Below are 19480 nucleotides of genomic sequence, written 5' to 3' on the forward strand. Positions count from 1 at the left end.
CTTGTAACGCCTACGGAACAGCCCGCTCACGCGGGCCGCTCGCCGTGCGTTACTTGCACGGGCTCGGGCACGCCGGCGGCGGGCACGGGTCGCACGCCAGCCGCTGGCCGCACACCCGCTTGAAGAAGTCCCGCAGGGTGCCGTTGCCGTTCGAATCGCCCAGCACGCACCGCATGCCGCAGCCGACCGAGCACGCGCACGGGGCGCACCCGCAGGCCGCGGCCTTCGTCAGGCACGGGCCGCACCCGCAGGCAGCCGCCTTCGTCGCGCGCGGGCCGCACGCGGACGCCGAGCCACACACCGGCCCGCACGGCACCCGCACCTCGCACGGCACGTCGCGCGTCACCACCACCGGCACGCACTTCGTCACGCACTCCGTCTTCATCACCGTGACCCGCTCCGGGACGCGGCGGACCACCTCCTCCGTCACCGTCTTGCACGTCGTCACCGGCACGCACTTCGTCACCTCGGTCGGCACCATCCGCGTCACCTTCGTCGGGACGTGCTTCACGTCCTCGACCGGCACCTGGCGCGTCACCGTGTACGGCACGCGCCGCACTTCGGTGACCGGGTGGACCCGGGTGACGTGGTACGTCACCGACTTGGCAACGCGGGCGCCCTCGACGAACACGCGGCCGGGGCCGTCGGTGTCGTGGGTGACGGCGCCGGGGGCGAGGGCGGCGTCGCCGCCGCCGACCACCTTGGCCCCGCCCTTGGCGGCCGCGGCCGCGTCGCCGGCCAGCGAGGCGGCGTCGGCGTAGGCGCCGAGCGCGTTCCGCCGCACCGTCTCGGGCACCTTCTTCACCTCGGTGACGGGGACCATCTTGGTCACCGTGTGCGGTACCTTCACCGTCACCTCCTCGCGCACGGTCCGCAGTACCGTCACCGGCACCTTCTCGACCGTCGTCACCGGCACCTTCTTGTGGACGGTCTCGGTCACCTTCTCGCTGACGGTGCGGCGCTGGTACGTGGTCACCGGCACCTGCTCGACGACGGTGCGGTGGCGCGTCACCTGCCGGGTCTCGACGCGGTCGCAGTCGCGGACCCACACCGTCTTCGTGCCCGTCTGCTTCTGCACGGTGCCGCACGCGCACGGGTCGAACGCGCACTCGTACACGGGCACCGTCTGGCGCCGCAGCTTCCCCTTCACCACGACCGACTCGCACACCGTCTCGGGCACCGACTTGCAGACGGCCCGGGTGCCGGCGACCGGCTCGCAGACCGTCTTGCACACGGTCTTCGTGACCTGCTCGCAGACGTCCTGGCAGGTCGTCTTGCGGACCTCGCGGTAGCACGTCTCGGGCACCTGCTTGCACACCACCTGCACGCAGTCCTTATAGTGCGTCTCGCGGACGGGGCACTGCGTCGTCGTCGCGCAGTCCTTCAGGACCGTCTCGCAGACCGGCTTGCACACCTGGAAGTACTCGGTCTTGCAGAACGGCTCCGTCGTGGTGCGGCACACCGTGACGGGGCACTCGCGGTAGTGCGTCTCCTCGACGGTCTTGCAGTGCGTGGTGCGGACCTCGCGCAGCACGGTTTCCGTCACCGGCTTCATCACCGTCTCGGTGACGGTGGTGTTCACCGTCTCGGGCACCTTGCGGGTGACGATCTCGCGGACCTCCTTCATCACCACCGTCTCGACCGGGCGCGTCACCTGCTCGGTCACCTTCCGGTACACGGTCTCCTGCACCGGCCGGGTGGCCGGGCGGGCGGCGCCGCTCGCCGCCGCGGGCGGGGCGACGGGGATGGCGGTCGCCTTGGGAATGTCGGGGAGGGTGCTCGGCGGGTCGGCCGCGCGGGCGGCGGCCAAGCCTACGAGCAGGCCGCCGAGGGCGACGGCCCGGCCCCATCGGCTGAGAGTCATCGGTACTGCCTCCTGCGGACCGACGGCCGCCCCCGCGTCCTGCGGGAGGCGCGGGCGGCGGATGCGCCCGGGCCGGTGGTCCGTTCGGCTCTCGTATCGGAACCGGACTTCCCGGCGGATGACGCGGCGACGCCGCATCCGGGCGGATCGGCGCGACCGGCTTTCGTGTTGTCGCGGGGTTGCCGCCGGGGGCGGTTGTGGCGGGTGTGAGTTGCGGGTGGGTGGTTGCAATTGGGAGGTTAGGACCGGCGCCGGGCAGCGGTGCCGTCGGCACATTCGGCGTGACCGAATCGAGCGGCGGCGGTCGGAATTCGTAACCGCTGCGACCCCGACAACCCACCCACGACCTCCAACCCTCAACCCCAAAAAGAGACGGGCCGGCTGGCTCGTCGGAGCCGCCGGCCGTTCGTGACAAGTCAGGTTGAAGGGCTCGGGGGTGTGGCCGACTCGGGGGCGCTCCCGGGTCGTCGGGGGGAAGTCGGTCGGATGCGCGTCAACACCGCAGGTCCGGTCCTGATCGCTCGCCGCCGGGTTGTGGTCGTTGACGACCGATATGAAAGCACGCCCCGTGCCAAACTGCCCAGACCGCCGCGGGATAGTTCCTCGACCCGTTCGGGCGGTGCGGGTCGTGCCGCGGGAAGCGGGTTTCCGCTTGACAGGCCGGCCCCAAACGGCGACGAATGGAAGGAGCGGGTTTCGCGCCCGCGGATTGGGATCGCCGAGGATCACGACCACCATGCGCCACTTCTCTTGCGACCTGTGCGGCAAGGGCATCACCGCCGCGACCGGCCCCCGGATGGTCCTGAAGTTGGAGAGCTACCCCGCCCCGGACGAAGTCGATGCGGCGGACGACTTCGCCGAGACGGACGTGGTGGAGGAGGTGGCCCAACTCCTCCGAGAGGCGGAAGACGCGGGCGAGGACGTGCCGACGACGACCCGCAAGAGCGCCTTCGACCTGTGCGTGCCGTGCCACCGTAAGTTCCTGTCGAACCCACTCGGCCGCAGTCGCGTGGCGGCACCCCGCTTCAGCGGCAACTGAGTCTCCCCGGGTCGCAAGGGAAGCGGCCTTCCCAACGCGGGTAGCGCTGTTCCCACGGACTGGGCCGCACCCCCGCACCTCGGGGCCGTCCCATGCGCCACCTGCTCCTCGGCTCACTGGCTGTCATCGCCACCACGACACCCGCCGGCGCCCAGTTTCGCGGCGGGCTCAGTCCGGGTCCGGGCTACCGCAGCGGGCCGGCGATGCGAGGCAACCTCGGCCCGCCCGCCGGCGGCGGGTTCCGCATGATTCAAGCGCCCCCGCCGCCGCGTTCGACCGGCTTCGGGTTGGGCGTGGGGGTCGGAACGCCCTACGGCATTGGCGGCGGCTTCCGGAGTGGCTACGGCTACGGGTACGGCGGCGTCTACTACGGCGGCGGATACCCGTTCACGCCGTACTACACGGCGCCACCTCCGATCGTGATCGGAGGTGGCGCCACGGTCGTGCCGGCTGAGCCATCCGGGGCGGCGTTGGTAAGCGGGATTCTGCCGGCGACGCTGGTGCTCGAGTATCCCGCGCCGGCGAAGGTGTGGCTGGACGGCGTCGAGGTGCCGGGTGACGCCGACACGACGTGGACGTTCACGTCGCGCGACCTGAAGCGTGGCGAGACGGTCACGTTCCGCGTCCGCGGCCGGTGGACCGCGAACGGGAAGACGTTCGAGTCGGAGCGCGAGGTGCCGCTCGGGCCGGGCGCGCGGTCGCGGCTGTTGGTCGTGTCGGGGACCGAGGTACGGGAGTGACGTGAGCGAGGCGAGCCGCCCGCCGCCGGAGGAACGGTCGGCACGCACGGATCACCGCCGCCGCGTCCACCTTAGACTGGCCCCGCCAGTGCGGCCGCGGCGACGATTCCAACCGCCCATCCGGGCACAAGCAGCGACGACGGTTGTCCGGTGTCGCCGATTCGGCGCAACAACCTGCCCGGCCGAGGTGTCCCGTCTCGGATCGCCACCATGGCGGGCCGTTTCGTCGGTCAAAACAGCAGGTCCGTTGGCCGGAGAGCGTGCCCGTGTCGGCAGCCACGACTACGCCGCTGCCGCGCTGGCTACTCGTCTGACGTCCGCCGGCGTTCCAACTCCTCCTCGATCTCCGGCCGCACACCCGTCCGCCAGTCGGGCCGGTCGTACGTCACGAGCCGTACGTGGTTCGGCCCGCCGAGCCGCCGGGCGATGCCGCGGAACACCCGCCGCGCCGGGTAGCCGGGTACGTTCAGTTCGTCGATCGCCCACGCTTGCAGGTCGAGTTCGCCGTCGGTCACGAACCGCGCCCGCACTTCGGCCGGCAGCGTCTCGCCCGCCGTCTCGTCGAGCGTGATCCGCGCCCACGGCGTCGTCCCGGAGTACAGCGACATCGCCGGGTACGCGTCCCACCACCCGACGAAGCTGAACGCCGGCATCACCCCGAACAGCACGAGCAGCCCGCGGCCGACCCGCGACGCCGGCCACAGTATTCGCCGAGCCGCCACGTCCGGCGACCGCGCGAACAGCACGACAACGAGCGCCGCCAGGGTGGCATTCCACGGCCAGACGACGGTGTTCCAGTTGTGCCCGGTCGGCCCCAGGCAGAACAGCAGCCCCAGGTGCATGACCACGACCATCGGCACGGCCACGAGCCGCAACCGCGGCACCAGCAGCAGCAGGCCGAGGCCAGACTCGCCGGCCGCGACGAGATACCCCTGCCCTTCCAGCCAGGCGGCCACCCCTTCCGGCAGGTGCCGCTGCACCGGCGCGATCATCCACGGGTAGATGTCGGTGACGAACGACACGTTCACCTTCTGGAGGCCGCTCCAGAAGTACGTTGCGGCCAGCACGAGGCGGCAGGCGTCGAGCGCGCCGTCGCGCGCGGCACCAACGGCCAGCAGAAACGCGAGGTACTGGAGGAACCACGGCTGCCAGCGCGTCTGGTCCCACAGGCTCCAGAGCCCGGCGACCGCGACGAACGCCAGCACCGGCCAGCGCCGCCGCGGGAGCGCAACGACGAGTGCCAGCAGCGCGAGCAGTACGCCGAAGGCGACGCGCCCGCCGGCGGGAGGGATGTCGGGGAGCGCGTCCCAGACGGGGACGGTAGGGTAGGCGCGGGCCGACTGCCAGAGGTTCGGCGACAGCAGCAGCCCCGCGGCGAGGCCGGCCGCGACGACGGAGCGGACGAGCAGCAGGCGCACGGCGGGCACCCGGGCGGAGGGGTGCGGGTGTTATAGCCCGGAGCGCCAGTACGCGGGCAGGTTCGGCTTCGTCGCCCGGAGGATGCCGAGCACCGCGGCCCGGTCCGCCGCCGACAGGTGTGCGAACGCCGGCTCCTGGTTCGCCCCGGTGAGCACGTCGTACAGCTTCTTCACGACGTACTCGCGCATGGGGTCCGGCATGCGGTCGAACGACTCGGTATAGATCAGGTAGCTGCACGGGTGGCGGAACAGTCGCGTCTTCAGGTCGAACTGGCGGAGCGACCGGCCGGCCGCGTCGACCGGGCCGCGGGCGGCGAAGTCGCGGGCGAACGTCGTCGTCCCCTCCACCGGGCCGGTCAGCTTGGCCTCGCCGCTGAACAGCAGCGCCTTCACGAGGTCGTCGCCGGCCGAGGCGATCCGGCCCTTCACCGAGTCGTAGCGCGTGCCCGGCGGCTCCTTGAGGGCGCGGTTCAACTCGTCCTGGTAGTACAGTGCCGCCCGCGTCTCCAGCGTCGCCCGCGCGATGCGGTTGTGGACGGCGGCCTGGTGGCCGAGCACCATGAGGGCCACCACGTCGCTGTGCGGCGTCGGGTAGGCGCCGGTCGTGAAGAACCGCCGCAGGTCGGTGACGTTCTGGCTCGCCGGCTCCTCCCGCTCGTCGTCGTACCGGCCGCGGTGGGTGCGGTTGCCCATGTGCTCGAACGGGTGCCGGCCGGTGACGTACCACCCGCCCCACCGCTGATCGAACGGGCTCGTGTCGTCGGTGCGGTAGCTGCCGGAGCCGAGCATCGGCTCGCCGGTGCGGTCCGGGTGAACGGACCGCAGCAGGTGGCCGGGGAAGCCGCGGTTGGCGGACGAGGCGTGGCAGATCAGACACTGCTCCGTGTGCCGGTTGAACCGCGGCCGGTCGGCCGGCTCCTGGTCCAGCGTGTAGAAGCTGGTGCCGAGCACCGGGTCGGCGACGGACACCTCCAGCACGTCGCCGCGCTGGCAGTAGCCGACGTAGACGTCGTCGTTGAAGTAGAGCGCGCGCGGGGTACGCGGCCCGATACGCGACCGCTGCAGGCTGGTCCGCGAGAAGACGAACAGTTGCGACGACTCGGGGACACCGAACGCCTTGAGTACGGACCGGAGGTAGCCCTGCTCGTCGTCGCGGGTGAGCGTGACGCGGCCAGCGGCGACGTCTTTTTGCACGCGCGTGACGACGTTGTCCGGCGTGGCCGTCTCGTAGTTGATCGGCGGCTGGTTCAGGTCGGTCGCGGCGGCCGGCGCGGCGAGCGAGGCCACGACGGCGGCGGCGGCGAGGAGGTGGGAGGTGGTCACGAGGCGGGTTCCGGCGGCGGGGCGAAAATCGGACACGTTTGTCCGATTACATCATACCCGCGCCGCCGGGCCGGTCAAGGTGCTGGATCGGTTACGGGACGACCTCGCCGGTCTCCTTCTTGTTCGGCTGCCGGGTCGCGGCCTCGGCGGGCACGTCGAAGTCCTTCGTCTGGCTTTCCTTCGCCAGGTCCACGGTGAATTCGTAGCGGGGGAACAGCGCCTTGATGGTGACCTCGCCGGACGTGTCGCCCTTGTCCTTGCCGCCCGCGGCGCTCGGGTCGTAGCCCTCAATGGCGATGATGGCGGGGCCGCCGCCGAAGCCGCGCCCGCCGGACGCGGACGTGTCGTACACCCCGGCCTTGATGTCGGCGAACCCGGACGCGCCGGAATTCCCCTTGGACCCGTCGGGGCTGAAGTAGATTCTGCCGGCCGCGACCGGTTGCCCCTTGAACGTGACTTTCCCCTGGAGACGGTAGCCCTTCCCGTCACCGCAGCCGACGACGAGCACGGCCAGGGCCAGCGCGGGGAGGCTGGGGAAGAGTCGCGTGCGGACGACCGTGGTCATGCTGTTGCTCCCCGGCGGGGCCGGAGTGGGAGGGGTAGGAACGAAGGACCACGCCCGGCCGGGACCGGGCGGGGTCCGGGGGGCGGGTCACTGGTCGAGCGAGGCGACCTCGCCGGAGTTCATACTCGCGGACGCCTTGTAGATGGCGAGGTCGATCGAGTTTCGCAGGAATCGGACGGTGCCGTCGCCGAGGGCGACGTTGCACCCGCCGGTGTGGTTGCTGCCGAAGCTGAGTTCGTTGAAGTTGTTGCTCCCGTTGTACGTCGTCGAGTTGGGCGGGAACGAGACGCACTTCGCGGCCCCCGCCCCGCCGTTGTTCCCGCGGATCCAGGAGCGGTACTGGTTGACGTTATTCAGCGGGATGACCGAGATCTCTCCGACCATGATTGTGTTCGAGGTGCCGTCCCTCACGTCCGTGAGCCGGACGATCCGGTTCGTACTCACGCTGCCGGCGCTCTGCCGGACCTGACTCAGCATGCCGTGGGCCGACCACGCCCCGTTGGCGCCTACGTTTCCGACGGTGTAGCTGAAGGTCGATCCGTTCACCACGTTGGCGGTCGGGTTCGAGGCCCCGGCCGGCCCCATGACCCCGTAGTAGTGGGTGGACGGGTTCGTGGTCAGGTTCGTGTTCGGGTCGAGGAACTGCGACGGCGGCGGGCCGGACGGGCAGTAGTGCGTCGGGACGACGTTCGCCCCGACCGCGGCGTTCACCGGGTTGTTGTACGCGAGGGCGAAGTTGTACCGGGTGTAGAGCGCGTTCTGTTCCATGTAGGGGAGGTTGAACACCATCCAGCTGGTGCCCCGGATGAACGCCGTGTTGCCGGCCGGGTTCGGTACGGGCAACACGTCTTCTTGGGCACCGGGCGGTAACTGGTTGTTCGCGTCGTGGTACCCGTGTAGGGCGAGCGCGTGTTGCTTGAGGTTGTTCGCGCACTTGGCGCGGGCCGCGGCCTCGCGGACCTTCTGGACGGCCGGCAGGAGGAGCCCGATCAGGATGGCGATGATGGCGATGACGACCAGCAACTCGATAAGCGTAAACGCACGTCGGCGGAATGTTGGAGAGCGCATCCAGAACCTCGGAGATGGGAGACGAGTCGGAACGAGAACGGAGACCAGGAGGAAATTCTAACCCACGGTCCTCCGAGAGGAGAGCCCATTTTCATCATTTTTTTACGGCCCCCGGCCGCGGTTGACACGCCTCCCGCGGACCGGCTACAGTCCCGCCCCACCCGGAGGGCGCCGTGCGGCCGGAGACGTTCCACGCCATCGTCCGCGGCGACCGGAGCGGGCCGCTGGCGGCGGCGGCCCGGCTCGGGCTGTGGGCGGCGAGCGGCCCGTACCGCCTCGGCGTGTGGTGGCGGAACCGCGGCTACGACCGCGGCCGCCGACCCGTCGTTCGCGCCGGCGTGCCGGTCGTGAGCGTCGGCAACCTGACGCTCGGCGGTACCGGGAAGACGCCGTGCGTCGAGTACGTGGCCGGGTTCTACCGCGACATCGGGTTGCAGGCGGCGATCCTGAGCCGCGGCTACGGCGCGGCCGCGGGGCCGAACGACGAGGCACTTGTTCTCGAAGAGAACCTGCCGGACGTGCCGCACCTGCAAGACGCCGACCGGGCCGCGGCGGCTCTGCGGGCGGTCGAGGAACTGGAGAGCGAGGTGCTGGTGCTCGACGACGGCTTCCAGCACCGCCGCCTGCACCGCGACCTTGACGTCGTGCTGATCGACGCCACGCTGCCGCCGCACCGCGACCGGATGTTCCCGCGCGGCACCCTGCGTGAGCCCGAGGCGAACTTGAAGCGTGCGGCGGTGGTGCTGCTGACGCGCTGCGACCAGGCGCCCGACGCGGACGCCACCCGCACCCGGCTGACGACACGCTTCCCGCACCTGACTGTGGCGACGAGCGAGCACCGGCCGATTGAACTGCTGGGAGGCGACGTACCCGAACCGGTCGAGAGCCTGCGCGGGAAGGTGGTGGCCGGGTTCGCCGGGATCGGCAGTCCGCCCGCCTTCCGCCGCACGCTCGAATCGCTCGGCGCAACGGTGGCGGACTTCCGGGCCTACCCGGACCACCACCCGTACACCCGGGCCGACGTGGACGACCTGCGGGCGTGGGCGGCGCGGCTGCCCCCGGACGCCCTGGTGGCGACGACGCAGAAGGACTGGGTGAAGCTGCGGCTGCCCGAGTTGGCCGGCCGACCGCTGCGGGCGGTGCGCGTCGGCCTCGCGGTCCGCGACGGCCGGGACGCTTTCGAGGCGGCTCTCGCGCGCGTCGTAACCGGCGAGCGGCCGGAGTAAGTCGGCTGTTCCACCGCCCATGTGGTGTGCGAGATGACCGACCTTATCGACCTGGTCCACCGGCTCGGCCGCCCGCGCGTGCTGGTGGTCGGCGACGTGATGCTCGACCGCTACGTCTGGGGCAACGCCGAGCGCATCAGCCAGGAAGCGCCGGTGATCCTGCTGCGCGCCGACCGCCGCGAGGAACGCCTCGGCGGCGCCAGCAGCGTCGCCACCATGCTCGCCGCGCTCGGCGCCGAGACGAGTCTGGTCGGCGTCGTCGGCCCGGACGCGGACGGCCTCCGTTCGCGGCAGATGCTCTCCGACCTGGGGATCGACGCGGACGGCGTTCGCACCGACGCGAACCGGCCGACGACGGTGAAGGAGCGCTACATCGGCCGCGCCCAGGCCAAGCACCCGCAGCAGATGATCCGCGTGGACTATGAGGATCGCTCGGCCCTCGACGCCGCCGTGGAGCGTGACCTGGCCGCGGTGCTGGAGGCGAAACTGCGGGCCACCGACATCGTGCTCGTGAGCGACTACGACAAGGGCGTCTGCACCCCCGGCCTGCTCCAGAATCTGATCGCCGCCGCGAAGGCCCGCGGGGTGCGGGTGATCGCCGACCCGACCCGCGGCGGCGACTACGCCAAGTACCGCGGTTGTGCCTCGATGACGCCGAACCGCCTCGAAGCCGGCCTCGCCGTCGGCCGAACGATCGAAACTCACGCCGACGCGCTGCGGGCCGCGGCCGACCTGCGCGACCGGCTCGGCCTCGAAGCCGGCATCGTCACACTGGACAAGGACGGCATGGCCCTGGCCCACGGCGACGGGCGTTCCGTCGTGTTCCCAACCCGGCCGCGGCAGGTGTACGACATCACCGGCGCCGGCGACATGGTGATGGCGACACTGGGCTTGGCCCTCGCCGCCGGCGCCGACTACGACCCGGCCATCCGCCTGGCGAACGTCGCGGGCGGCCTGGAAGTCGAGAAGATCGGCGTTGCCACGGTCAGCCGCGAGGAGATACTCGCCGACCTGTTCCGCACCGCGGAGCGGGCGCCCGGCGCCGGCAAGTCGTTGCCGCTACCGCAGCTACTCACCGAGCTGGACCGCCGGCGGCAAGCCGGCCAGCGAGTCGCCTTCACCAACGGCTGCTTCGACGTGCTGCACGCCGGCCACGTCCAGTACCTGCACGAGGCCCGGGCGCAGGCCGACTGCCTGGTCGTCGGACTTAACAGCGACGCCAGCGTCCGACACCTGAAGGGGCCGACGCGCCCGGTGAACGCCGCCGACGCCCGCGCCCTGGTGTTGGCCGGGTTGCAGGACGTGGACTACGTGTGCGTGTTCGCCGAGGCGACGCCGCTCGCGCTGATTCGTGCCGTGCGGCCGGACGTGCTGGTGAAGGGGGCCGACTACCGCAAGGACGAGGTGGTCGGCGCCGACGTGGTGGAGGCGGCCGGCGGCCGCGTCCACCTCGCGGGGTTGCGGCCGGGCGTGTCCACGACGACGATCATCGACCGGATGCGGGCCGCGTAACGAAGTTGGCTCACGGGTTCACGGATGAACCGGATCGCACTGTTCCTGCCGAACTGGGTCGGCGACGTGGTGATGGCCACGCCGGCGATCCGCGCCGTGCGCGCGGCCTACCCCGCCGCCGAGTTGCTGGCGGTGTGCAAGCCCTACGTCGCCGACGTGGTCGCCGGCGCGCCGTGGTTCCGCGACGTGATCCGCTTCGACAAGTCGGGGCCACGCGACCAACGCTTCTGGGCCGTCGCCCGCCGACTCCGGTCCGAACGAATCGACGCCGCGCTGTTGTTCCCGAACTCCTTCCGCGCGGCACTCCTCGCCCGGCTCGGCGGCTGCGGCCGCGTCGTCGGCTTCAGCCGCTACGGCCGCGGCTTCCTCCTCAGTCCGCCGAAACTCGACGCGACGACGGAGCGCGGCCGGTTCGTGCCGACGCCGATCATCGACGACTACAACCGCCTCGCCGTGGCGCTCGGGTCGGCCGACCCCGGCCACCGCATGGAGCTGTTCACGACCCCCGCCGACGAGGCCACCGCGGACGCGGTGTGGAAGCAGTTCGGCCTCGGGCGGTACGGCCGCGTGGCGCTCTTGAACCCCGGGGCGGCGTTCGGCGCGGCGAAGTTCTGGCCCGGCGACTCGTTCGCCGCCCTGGCCCGGATGCTGGTGCAGCGCACCGGCGCCGGCGTGCTGGTGCTGTGCGGCCCGGCCGAGCGCGAGCTGGCCCGCCGCATCGCCGAGACGAGCCGCAGCCCGCACGTCTACTCGCTCGCTGACAATCCCCTGTCACTGGGCCTGACGAAGGCCGTCGTTCGCCGCTCCGACCTGCTGGTGACGACGGACAGCGGCCCGCGGCACTTCGCTGCCGCGTTCGACCGGCCGGTGGTGACGATCTTCGGCCCGACGCACCTGGAGTGGACGGAGACGTACTTCCCGAAAGCGGTCAACTTGCGGCTGAAGGTGCCGTGCGGGCCGTGTCAGCAGCGCGTCTGCCACCTCGACCACCGCTGCATGACGGGCATCACACCGGACGCGGTGTTCGCCGCCGCGGCCGGGTTGCTGGGTCGATTCCCACTGCCGCTGAGCGCGGAGGTGCGCCGTGCCGCCTAGCGTGCTCGAAGCCCCGGCCCGCGCCGCCGGCTGGGTCGAGGTGCATCCCGACTTCGCCGACCGGCTCGAAGCTGCCACCGCGACCGAGCTGCTGGAGTTGCCCGGCGAGGTGGTGAGCGGCCACCCGGACCGGCACGTCGTGCGCGTCGAGCTGCCGGGCTGGGAGCGGCCGCTGTACCTGAAGCGGCAGCACCGCGTGACGTGGAAGGAACGCTTCCGGCAGTGGCGGGCCGGCTTCGGCTGGCGGTCGCGCTGCGGGCGGGAGGCGGAGCTGCTGAAGCAACTCGCGGCCGCGGGTCTGCCGGCGCCGCGCTGGGTGGCCCACGGCGAGGACGGCCGCGGGCGGGCGTTTCTCCTTGTCGAAGAATTGAGCGACGCGGTCGAGCTGCGGCAGGCACTTCACCCAGATGCAGGCGGGCTCGGCCGCGCGGTCGCCGCCCTCCACGACGCGGGGTTCGACACCCCTGACCTGACGGCGAAGCACGTGTTCATCGGTGAGGAAGTCACCCTGATCGACTGGCAATCTGCCCACCGCGGGCCGGCTGTAGCTGTTGGGGCTCGGCTGCGAGCGATTGCGGCACTGCACGCCTCGCTCGCCGATTATCTGGCGACACCACGGGAGCGCCTTCGGTTCCTGCGGGCGTACTCCCGAGCGGCCAATCTGCCGATCGACGCCCGCGCCGTCGAACGACTCGCCACTACTGCCCGGCAGCGCCGCTCGATCCGCGACCAACGACAACCCGTTGTCACCGCCGTTGGCCAGCGGCTCGTCTGGCTCGCGGGTGAGGCGGTGTGCGCCGTCCCCGCCGTCGCCGAGACGTGGCCCCGCCCCGCAGTGTGTGCCCCGTTCTACGGCGACGACGCGGGCATTCGGCGTGTCACGCTCCCGGACGGCCGCCCCGCCGAACTCGTCACCGGAACGTCGTTTTCGCCGGCGGCCCGCTTTCGGGCTTGGCTGCGCGGAAGGCCCTGGCGATCGCCGGGTGCGACCCTCGGCCGCGTCCTGTTCCACCTGGAGCGGTACGGGCTGCCCGCGCCGCGGCTCCTCGCCTTCGGCCAGCGCCTCACCGGCCCCGCGTCCGCCGACTGGTTCGCGCTGTACGAGCCGCCAGCCGGTCAACCGCTCGCCGACTGGCTCGCCACGAGCCCGAGCGCCGAGCGCCGTGAAGCCGTAACCCGGCAGTGCGAGCGGCTGACGACCCAACTGCGTGACGCGAGTTGTGAACCGGCCGGCCCCGTGTTCTGGGTTGACGCCGACGGCCGCGTCACCGTCGGCGGCGTGCGGCACGTCCGGATCGTGAGAGGCTGATGGACCCGACCACGCGAACCCCGGCCTCCGCACGGTTCCTGCCGACCGTCCGCGACCCCGTCTCGTCGCTGTGGCACCGGCTCCGTAACGGCACGCGCCTCCTCCGCCACGAGCCCGACTGGAACCGCCTCGCCGGCGACGACTGGCCCGACCGCGTGATGACGGACCCGGTCACCGACCGGCTCCACGAGAAGCAGGGCCGCAGCATCGGCCGGCTGATCCTGACGCAGGGCCGGTCGCGGCTCGGCGTGTACCTGAAGCGGCACTACCGCCTGGGCTGGGTCCGCGGCCTGCTGGCGACACTGTTCCCCAACCGGGCGTGGTCGCCGGGTCTCGAAGAGTGGCAGCGGCTGAAGTGGGCGCGCGACGCCGGCTTCCCGGTGCCGCGGGCCGTCGCCGCGGGGCAGTACGTCGGGCCGGGCTTCCGCTTGCAAGGGTTCCTCGCCGTCGAAGAGTTGTACGGCATGCTGCCGCTCCACGAGGCGGTCCCGCTCGCCGCCGAGCGCCTCGACGCGGCCGCGTTCGCCCGCTGGAAGTGCGGCCTGACCGCGGAACTGGTTCGACTGTCTCGCCGGCTGCACGACCAGAAGTGGTTCCACAAAGACCTGTACTTCTGCCACTTCTACGTGCCCGAGGATCTGACCCGCCGCGTGCCCGAGGGGTGGCCCGGCCGCGTGTTCATGATCGACCTGCACCGCTTGGACCGACACCCGCTGCGGGCGCTGTGGTTCCGCATCAAAGACCTCGGCCAGCTGCTGTACTCGTCGGACGTGGCCGGCGTCACGGCGCGGGACCGGGTGCGGTTCTGGAAGCTGTACGGCGGCGGCTCACTCCTGCGGCGGTTCGTGACATGGAAGTGGAAGCTGTACCGCCGCAACCACCGGCGGCGGCAGTCGGTGGCCCCCCGGAGCGCGGCGTGATGGACATCGCCCTCTGCTACGAGAGCGTGTTGCCGGCCCGCGGCGGGGCCGAGACGTACCTCGGCGACCTCGCCCGCCGGCTGGCCCGCGACGGCCACGCCGTCCACCTCTACGCCTGCCGGTGGGACGCCGCGTCGCTCCCGCCCAGCACGCACTTCCACCGCCTCGACGTGCCGAGTGGCCCGCGCTTCCTGCGGCCGTGGCGGTTCGGGGAGGCGTGTGAGGCGGCACTGCGCGGCGCGAACCACGACGTGACCGTCGGCTTCGACAAGACGTGGGGCCAGGACGTGCTCTACCCGCAGGGCGGGCTCCACGCCGCGTCCGCGGCCCACAACCAGCTCAAGTTCGCCACCGGGATCGAACGCGCGGTCGCCACCGTGGGCAAGTGGTTCGACCCGGCCGCGTGGTCGTTCGCGCGGCTCGAACGGAAGCAATACCTCAGCCCGAAGCAGCCGCTGGTCGTCGTGAACAGCCGCATGGTGCGCGGGCACTTCGAGCGGTTCTACGGCGTGCCGCCGGAAGCGGTCCGCGTCGTCCACAGCGCCATCGACCCGCTGCGGTTCGCGGCCGACGACCGGCTCGTGCGGCGGCAGCACGAGCGCGACAGCTGGGGCGTCACGCCCGACACCACGGTCGGCCTGTTCGTCGCGATGAACTACCGCCTGAAGGGGCTCGCGCCACTGATCCGCTCACTGCCGCACGTCCCGCGTACGAAGCCGTTCGCGCTCGCCGTCGTGGGGCACCCGAAGTTCGAGCGCTACCGCCGGCTCGCCGAGCGGCTCGGCGTCGCCGACCGCGTGCGCTTCCTCGGCCACCGCGGCGACCCGAAGGACGCGTACTTCGCCGCCGACTTCCTCGTTCACCCGACCTTCTACGACCCGTGCTCGCTCGTCGCCCTGGAGGCGCTGGCGTGCGGGCTGCCGGTCGTCACCACGCGGTACAACGGCGCCTCCGAGCTGCTCTCCGCCGCCGACGGGGTGGTGATCGACGACCCGCACGACGCCCCGGCGCTGGGGGCGGCGATGGCCGGCCTGCTCGACCACGGCCGGCGGGCGCCGATGTCCGCGGCGGCGCGGGCGGCCGGCACCCGCTGGACGTTCGAGCAGCACTACCGGGCGCTGCTCGACGTGTTCACCGAGGTTCGGCGGCTGAAGCGGGCGGCCTGACCACCTTCGGACCGAAATCCTTGTTTCCGGCCGAGGGGGGTCGATCTCCGGAAACATGTCACCGACTCATAAAAAAGTTCGTCTTCGTCTTGCCGCCGCCTGACGATTCGCCGCGCACCACCGCCCGCCGTACACCAACCCGCGACGCCGTCTCACCGCCGCGCGGGGTGCCCGACCATGCCGACCGCACTCAAGTCGTTGCACGTTCTCGCCCTCGGGCTGTGGGTCGGCGGGGCGGCGTTCTTCAACTTCGTGACCGCCCCGACCATCTTCGAGTCGTTCAAGCAAGTCGTGGAGGCCGGCCCGTCCGACCGCACGGCGTTCCAGCCGCTCGGCCGGCCGGGTGCGGACGCGAAGGACAAGGCGGCGCTGGCCAACGCACTGGCCGGCTCGGCGGTGGGGCCGGTGTTCCCGCGCTACTTCCTGTGGCAACTCGTCTGCGGGGCGGTCGCTCTGACGACGGCGGCGGCGTGGTGGCGGCTCGGCGGCGTTCACCGCTGGCGGGTGGTCGTGATCGGCGGGGCGGTGGTGTGCGTGTCCGCGGGGTGGCCGCTGTCGGACGCGATCACGCGGCTGCGGGTGCAGCGCTTCGACCCGGACCGGGCGGTGGCGGAGGCCGCGGACGCGGCGTTCAAGGCGTGGCACCTGTGGAGTCTGGGGCTGAGCACCGTGACGGTGCTACTCGCAGGCGCGGGGCTAGCGATGGCGGCGAAGCTGCCGGCCGACGAGCGACCCGTTGGGGGCTCGGGTCCGTTCTAGGTCGGTATAAGTCGCCCTGTATTGCCACGACATTTGTCGTGGTTCACCAGTCGATCATGGGACGCGTGATCGAGCCGGTGTTCTGGCAGGACGAGCCCGTGGAAGAAGCGAGGATGGTGATTCCGTTCAGGAAGCTGTAGGGTCGGCCCGTGGGGGTGACGGCATAGGTGCCCCGGTTCTCTTGCTCTTTAGCGAGTCATAAGCCTTATCGATGAGGTACTTGTCGCCCTTGACCTTTGTCGCCAATTCCTGATCCCCAGCTTCGTACCAGAAACCGGCTTCGGTAGCGTAACGACCGACGAACGTAGCCAGCCGTCCTTGCAGATATTTGGCCCCATCGTCCGTCAAGCACTTTACGCGATTCTGTAAGAAATAGGCTCCCCAGGGGTCCTTTGCGAAGGACTGAACTTTGAGCAGGTCCGCCACAACTGCCGCATCGCCGATGGGCCGACCAAGATAGATGAAACTGGCGTGGTCGGTGCCTTCCGTGATTGACCGCTTTACGTCCCACAAGACACAGGGCTCGTCATACTTCACGGCATCCCGGGCATCGACAACGACAGATTCGAGTTTGAATATCCTTGCTACAGTCATGTAAGACTTGTGTTCGATGTCGCAATCCTGCGTAATGATCACACCGGGCTCGATGACTACTGGCAAATCTGCGGCAACGACTGGTCTGCCTGCGGCCTTCTCCTTCGCCCTGCGAAACGACTCGGCGTCTTCCGCGCGGCACTTCGACTGACCCTGCTCCCCTTGTATTTTGAGTTGCAGCGTCCTCGGGATGACGAAGAAGGGGACATCAGCGATGATGTCCCCTTGACCGAGAGGCCGCCCTGCTAAAGCGTCTTTGAGCATTCGTTCTTACCAGTTATTCGCCCTCGAACACCAGCAACTCTGCGTCGGGGTCGAGGATTTCGGAAGTCTGGCGGCGAGATCGTTCCTCTGGCACTGGAACGTCATCCCTAAGGGCCGCTAGCGTTACCGCGTCGGCGATAAAAGCGACCTGCCCTGCCCGCGCTAGCGGTGGGACAATTTGGCGTGACTGGTCGTTCACTGCGCCACGCGAACCCGGCTTTTCAGCCCTCGAATACCGTTGTAGGGGCCGTGCGAACTTGCGCCGCTGGTATTTCGCGGCGCGGCCCCGCTCGTTGTAGAGTTCCCCGCCACGGCTTGAACACGCATCACGCTTCCGTGGGGGACAGTCGAGTTCCGGCATGATCACCCTTCCCCATTCTTCGGGGCGTCCAACTGATGGCGATGCTTCAAAAGCGACAACTTCTGATCAAGTCGATCTAGCGCGTCACGGATGTCGTCAATGTCGTCCTCCGACAGCAACACCGAGACTTCCTCAAAGTCATCCGACATACTCTTGTGAATGGTCATGCACATCGTGACTAGAGGAAGATATGTCACGATATCCGTAGCGTCTGCGTTGTAAACAGGACGAAGATCGCAAACAGTGCGGAAACTGTGCAAGTGAGGGAGTGGACCTGTCTCCAAGCCCCGCAACTTGTCGGAATAGTCCCGGTTGGGAAAGTCAGAAAATAGCTCGACTATGAGCGATCTATTGTCCGTAATGAAGTTGGCAATACGCACCAGTTCTTCTTGTGACTCTTTGTTTTTCGGGAGTCGCTTCAGGAATTGAAGGAACTCGCCCGGGACGGACTCGGCCTCACGGCCCTGTCGCGTTCGCTGGGACTGAACCGAGTTAATCAGCGAGCAGAGACCTGCGGCGGCGTCATCGGAAATCGCCAAGAGGTCCGCCACTGCCGTATAGTAGCTAGACCTATGCGCATATTCGTTGTCATCGAAGTGCTTTCGCAGTGACCCGATCTGGTCCGCGCTCATCCTCGCGAGGATGGCCAGGTCCTCTACGGCGTCGTCCGGCAAGTACAGCCAGTGAGCCATGTTGCGTTTTCGACCTCACGAACGACAACCCCTACCCCTCCCGGGGCGTCCTGCTCGTCTGGGGTAGCTGATCGGATTGGGATCAAGGTAGGGGCGGAGCCGGTCACCCGCAAGGAATTAGCGCAGAATACACCGCAGGAGTCCGCGCCGACCACAACGACTTTTCCGATTGTGCAGGCTGCATCGACTCCGGTGCGCCGGGAATTCTGCCCTTTGGCTTGCGCCCCGTCCACCCCAATTATATGCGCCGCGATCAATCCCCCTGCGCTCCGCTGGGCCTGATCGCCTTCTTTTTCCGCCCTCGGATCAATCTGCTGCGTCGTCGTGGGCGGACCGGGCGCCTCTGGCAGAGGCGGGGTCGTGGGTAAGTTGTGCCACTCGCAAGCCGACCGCCCCGCCGTCGCTCCCCGAAGACTCGGCCTACGAAGCCCCCGAGCCCGCCGGTTCTTGCTGCGTCATGCAGTGGAGCGTGCCCAGCCCCCACACCAGGTCGACGCACGAGATGCCCACCACCTCGCGGCCCGAGAACAGCTCCGACAACACCCCCAGCGCCCGGCGGTCGGCGGGGTCGTTGAACGTCGGCACGATCACCACGCCGTTCGCGATGTAGAAGTTCGCGTAGCTCGCCGGGATGCGCATGCCGTCGTACACCCGCAATGCCGGCATCGGCAGCTCCACCACCTCCAGCTTGCCGCCGTCCGCGTCCGTGAAGCCGCGCAGGCGGTCCAGGTTCTCCCGCAGCGGGGCGTAGTTGTCGTCCGCCTCGTTCTCCTCCACCACGGTCACGACCGTCGTCGGCGTCACGAAGCGGGCCAGGTCGTCCACGTGGCCGTGGGTGTCGTCGCCGGCGATGCCGCGGTTCAGCCACAGCACCTTCCGCACGCCCAACTCCGCCGCGAACACCGCCTCGTAGTCCGACCGGTCGAACGGTGGGTTCCGCTCCTGCTGCTTGCTCAGCAGGCACTCCTCCGTCGTCAGCATCAGCCCGCGGCCGTTCACGTCGATGCTGCCGCCCTCCAGCACCACCCGCCAGCCGCGGTGCGTCGGCTGGCGGGTCGGAAGCCCCAGCTGTGCGGCGGCGAAGGCGGGGAGCTTGTCGTCGCGCGTCCAGTCGGGGTACTTGGCCCAGGCGTTGAAGTGCCAGTCGAGGGCCACGCGGTTGCCGGCGTCGTCTACCACGAAGATCGGCCCCGAGTCGCGGACCCAGCCGCGGTCGGTGGGGAGGACGAAGAACCGCACCCGCCCGAGGTCGACGCCGACGGTCGCCAGCAGCTTCGCGGCGCGGGCCTGCGTTTTGGGGCCGGGCACCACCAGGTTCACCGGCTCGTGCCGGCTCACGGCCCGCACGATCTCGGTGTACACCCACGGGATGGGGCTGAACCGGCCGGGCCAGTCGGAGCGGCGGTGCGGCCAGGCCAGCCAGGTGGCGGCGTGCGGCTCCCACTCGGCGGGCATTCGGAACGGCGTGTCGGGCATGGCGTCGGAGTTTCGGATTATGCTGTGGGCGCAGACCGGGAAGGTTTTACGGCGCCGGGAAGGGCGGGGGCGTGGGAAAGGTTGGCGCC

At 70.0% G+C, this 19480-nt stretch carries 17 protein-coding genes; 9 read left to right on the plus strand and 8 right to left on the minus strand.

Annotated elements, in window-relative coordinates:
- Positions 1–49 precede the first annotated feature (49 nt).
- On the minus strand, positions 50–1864 hold the full coding sequence (locus ETAA1_RS21655; protein WP_145242183.1) for a hypothetical protein: 1815 nt from the start codon (positions 1862–1864) through the stop codon (positions 50–52).
- A gap of 736 nt (positions 1865–2600) precedes the next feature.
- On the opposite strand from ETAA1_RS21655, the gene ETAA1_RS21660 reads away from it, so the two are divergent.
- Both ETAA1_RS21660 and ETAA1_RS21665 read left to right on the plus strand, forming a co-directional pair.
- Complete coding sequence (locus ETAA1_RS21660; RefSeq protein WP_145242185.1) at positions 2601–2903, plus strand: hypothetical protein; 303 nt, start codon at positions 2601–2603, stop codon at positions 2901–2903.
- A gap of 92 nt (positions 2904–2995) precedes the next feature.
- Positions 2996–3643 carry a hypothetical protein gene (locus ETAA1_RS21665; RefSeq protein WP_145242187.1) on the plus strand — a complete coding sequence of 216 codons (648 nt, stop codon included), beginning with the start codon at positions 2996–2998 and terminating at the stop codon, positions 3641–3643.
- A gap of 302 nt (positions 3644–3945) precedes the next feature.
- On the opposite strand, the gene ETAA1_RS21670 is transcribed toward ETAA1_RS21665, so the two are convergent.
- The 4 genes from ETAA1_RS21670 to ETAA1_RS21685 all read right to left on the minus strand — a co-directional run bounded on the left by ETAA1_RS21670 (position 3946) and on the right by ETAA1_RS21685 (position 8017).
- The gene (locus ETAA1_RS21670; protein WP_145242189.1) at positions 3946–5061 is read right to left on the minus strand and encodes a hypothetical protein; all 1116 of its coding nucleotides are present in this window, start codon (positions 5059–5061) and stop codon (positions 3946–3948) included.
- A gap of 30 nt (positions 5062–5091) precedes the next feature.
- Positions 5092–6384, minus strand: coding sequence for a hypothetical protein (locus ETAA1_RS21675; protein WP_238389269.1), 1293 nt, complete (start codon positions 6382–6384; stop codon positions 5092–5094).
- A 91-nt stretch (positions 6385–6475) separates the two neighbouring features.
- Positions 6476–6949: a hypothetical protein gene (locus tag ETAA1_RS21680; RefSeq protein ID WP_145242191.1), complete on the minus strand. Its 474-nt coding sequence runs from the start codon at positions 6947–6949 to the stop codon at positions 6476–6478.
- A gap of 87 nt (positions 6950–7036) precedes the next feature.
- On the minus strand, positions 7037–8017 hold the full coding sequence (locus ETAA1_RS21685; protein WP_145242193.1) for a DUF1559 domain-containing protein: 981 nt from the start codon (positions 8015–8017) through the stop codon (positions 7037–7039).
- A 173-nt stretch (positions 8018–8190) separates the two neighbouring features.
- Between ETAA1_RS21685 and lpxK the strand changes: the two genes are divergently transcribed.
- From lpxK to ETAA1_RS21720, 7 genes are all read left to right on the plus strand, one after another.
- Positions 8191–9243: a tetraacyldisaccharide 4'-kinase gene (lpxK, locus tag ETAA1_RS21690; protein ID WP_238389270.1), complete on the plus strand. Its 1053-nt coding sequence runs from the start codon at positions 8191–8193 to the stop codon at positions 9241–9243.
- A 33-nt stretch (positions 9244–9276) separates the two neighbouring features.
- Positions 9277–10755, plus strand: a complete 1479-nt coding sequence (gene rfaE2 / locus ETAA1_RS21695) for a D-glycero-beta-D-manno-heptose 1-phosphate adenylyltransferase (RefSeq protein WP_145242195.1) — start codon at positions 9277–9279, stop codon at positions 10753–10755.
- A 24-nt stretch (positions 10756–10779) separates the two neighbouring features.
- The gene (gene waaF, locus ETAA1_RS21700; RefSeq protein WP_145242197.1) at positions 10780–11850 is read left to right on the plus strand and encodes a lipopolysaccharide heptosyltransferase II; all 1071 of its coding nucleotides are present in this window, start codon (positions 10780–10782) and stop codon (positions 11848–11850) included.
- Entirely contained in the window at positions 11840–13159 is a 1320-nt protein-coding gene (locus tag ETAA1_RS21705) for a lipopolysaccharide kinase InaA family protein (RefSeq protein ID WP_145242199.1), read from the plus strand. The genes waaF and ETAA1_RS21705 overlap by 11 nt, the downstream gene beginning before the upstream one ends.
- Positions 13159–14079, plus strand: coding sequence for a lipopolysaccharide kinase InaA family protein (locus ETAA1_RS21710; RefSeq protein WP_145242201.1), 921 nt, complete (start codon positions 13159–13161; stop codon positions 14077–14079). The genes ETAA1_RS21705 and ETAA1_RS21710 overlap by 1 nt, the downstream gene beginning before the upstream one ends.
- Positions 14079–15245, plus strand: coding sequence for a glycosyltransferase family 4 protein (locus tag ETAA1_RS21715; protein ID WP_145242203.1), 1167 nt, complete (start codon positions 14079–14081; stop codon positions 15243–15245). Before ETAA1_RS21710 ends, ETAA1_RS21715 begins: the two co-directional genes overlap by 1 nt.
- A 177-nt stretch (positions 15246–15422) precedes the next feature.
- Positions 15423–16004: a DUF4149 domain-containing protein gene (locus ETAA1_RS21720; RefSeq protein WP_145242205.1), complete on the plus strand. Its 582-nt coding sequence runs from the start codon at positions 15423–15425 to the stop codon at positions 16002–16004.
- Positions 16005–16130: 126 nt separating this feature from the next.
- Here the strand turns inward: ETAA1_RS21720 and ETAA1_RS21725 are convergent, their stop codons facing one another.
- The 3 genes from ETAA1_RS21725 to ETAA1_RS21735 all read right to left on the minus strand — a co-directional run bounded on the left by ETAA1_RS21725 (position 16131) and on the right by ETAA1_RS21735 (position 19391).
- Positions 16131–16862: a hypothetical protein gene (locus tag ETAA1_RS21725; protein WP_145242207.1), complete on the minus strand. Its 732-nt coding sequence runs from the start codon at positions 16860–16862 to the stop codon at positions 16131–16133.
- Positions 16863–17225: 363 nt separating this feature from the next.
- Positions 17226–17915 carry a hypothetical protein gene (locus ETAA1_RS21730; RefSeq protein ID WP_145242209.1) on the minus strand — a complete coding sequence of 230 codons (690 nt, stop codon included), beginning with the start codon at positions 17913–17915 and terminating at the stop codon, positions 17226–17228.
- Between the two features lie 420 nt (positions 17916–18335).
- Positions 18336–19391 (minus strand): agmatine deiminase family protein, encoded by a 1056-nt coding sequence (locus ETAA1_RS21735; protein ID WP_145242211.1) that lies wholly within the window; start codon positions 19389–19391, stop codon positions 18336–18338.
- Positions 19392–19480 lie beyond the last annotated feature (89 nt).

Source organism: Urbifossiella limnaea (genome assembly GCF_007747215.1).
Taxonomy (GTDB): Bacteria; Planctomycetota; Planctomycetia; order Gemmatales; family Gemmataceae; genus Urbifossiella; species Urbifossiella limnaea.

What these genes read in the sequence shown, in the direction of transcription:
- ETAA1_RS21730 (WP_145242209.1), bottom strand. Translation starts at nt 17,915, where the DNA reads ATGGCTCACTGGCTGTACTTGCCGGACGACGCCGTAGAGGACCTGGCC.
- ETAA1_RS21680 (WP_145242191.1), bottom strand. Translation starts at nt 6,949, where the DNA reads ATGACCACGGTCGTCCGCACGCGACTCTTCCCCAGCCTCCCCGCGCTG.
- rfaE2 (WP_145242195.1), top strand. Translation starts at nt 9,277, where the DNA reads ATGACCGACCTTATCGACCTGGTCCACCGGCTCGGCCGCCCGCGCGTG.
- waaF (WP_145242197.1), top strand. Translation starts at nt 10,780, where the DNA reads ATGAACCGGATCGCACTGTTCCTGCCGAACTGGGTCGGCGACGTGGTG.
- ETAA1_RS21655 (WP_145242183.1), bottom strand. Translation starts at nt 1,864, where the DNA reads ATGACTCTCAGCCGATGGGGCCGGGCCGTCGCCCTCGGCGGCCTGCTC.
- ETAA1_RS21720 (WP_145242205.1), top strand. Translation starts at nt 15,423, where the DNA reads ATGCCGACCGCACTCAAGTCGTTGCACGTTCTCGCCCTCGGGCTGTGG.
- ETAA1_RS21725 (WP_145242207.1), bottom strand. Translation starts at nt 16,862, where the DNA reads ATGCTCAAAGACGCTTTAGCAGGGCGGCCTCTCGGTCAAGGGGACATC.
- ETAA1_RS21710 (WP_145242201.1), top strand. Translation starts at nt 13,159, where the DNA reads ATGGACCCGACCACGCGAACCCCGGCCTCCGCACGGTTCCTGCCGACC.
- ETAA1_RS21735 (WP_145242211.1), bottom strand. Translation starts at nt 19,391, where the DNA reads ATGCCCGACACGCCGTTCCGAATGCCCGCCGAGTGGGAGCCGCACGCC.
- ETAA1_RS21685 (WP_145242193.1), bottom strand. Translation starts at nt 8,017, where the DNA reads ATGCGCTCTCCAACATTCCGCCGACGTGCGTTTACGCTTATCGAGTTG.
- ETAA1_RS21715 (WP_145242203.1), top strand. Translation starts at nt 14,079, where the DNA reads ATGGACATCGCCCTCTGCTACGAGAGCGTGTTGCCGGCCCGCGGCGGG.
- ETAA1_RS21665 (WP_145242187.1), top strand. Translation starts at nt 2,996, where the DNA reads ATGCGCCACCTGCTCCTCGGCTCACTGGCTGTCATCGCCACCACGACA.
- ETAA1_RS21660 (WP_145242185.1), top strand. Translation starts at nt 2,601, where the DNA reads ATGCGCCACTTCTCTTGCGACCTGTGCGGCAAGGGCATCACCGCCGCG.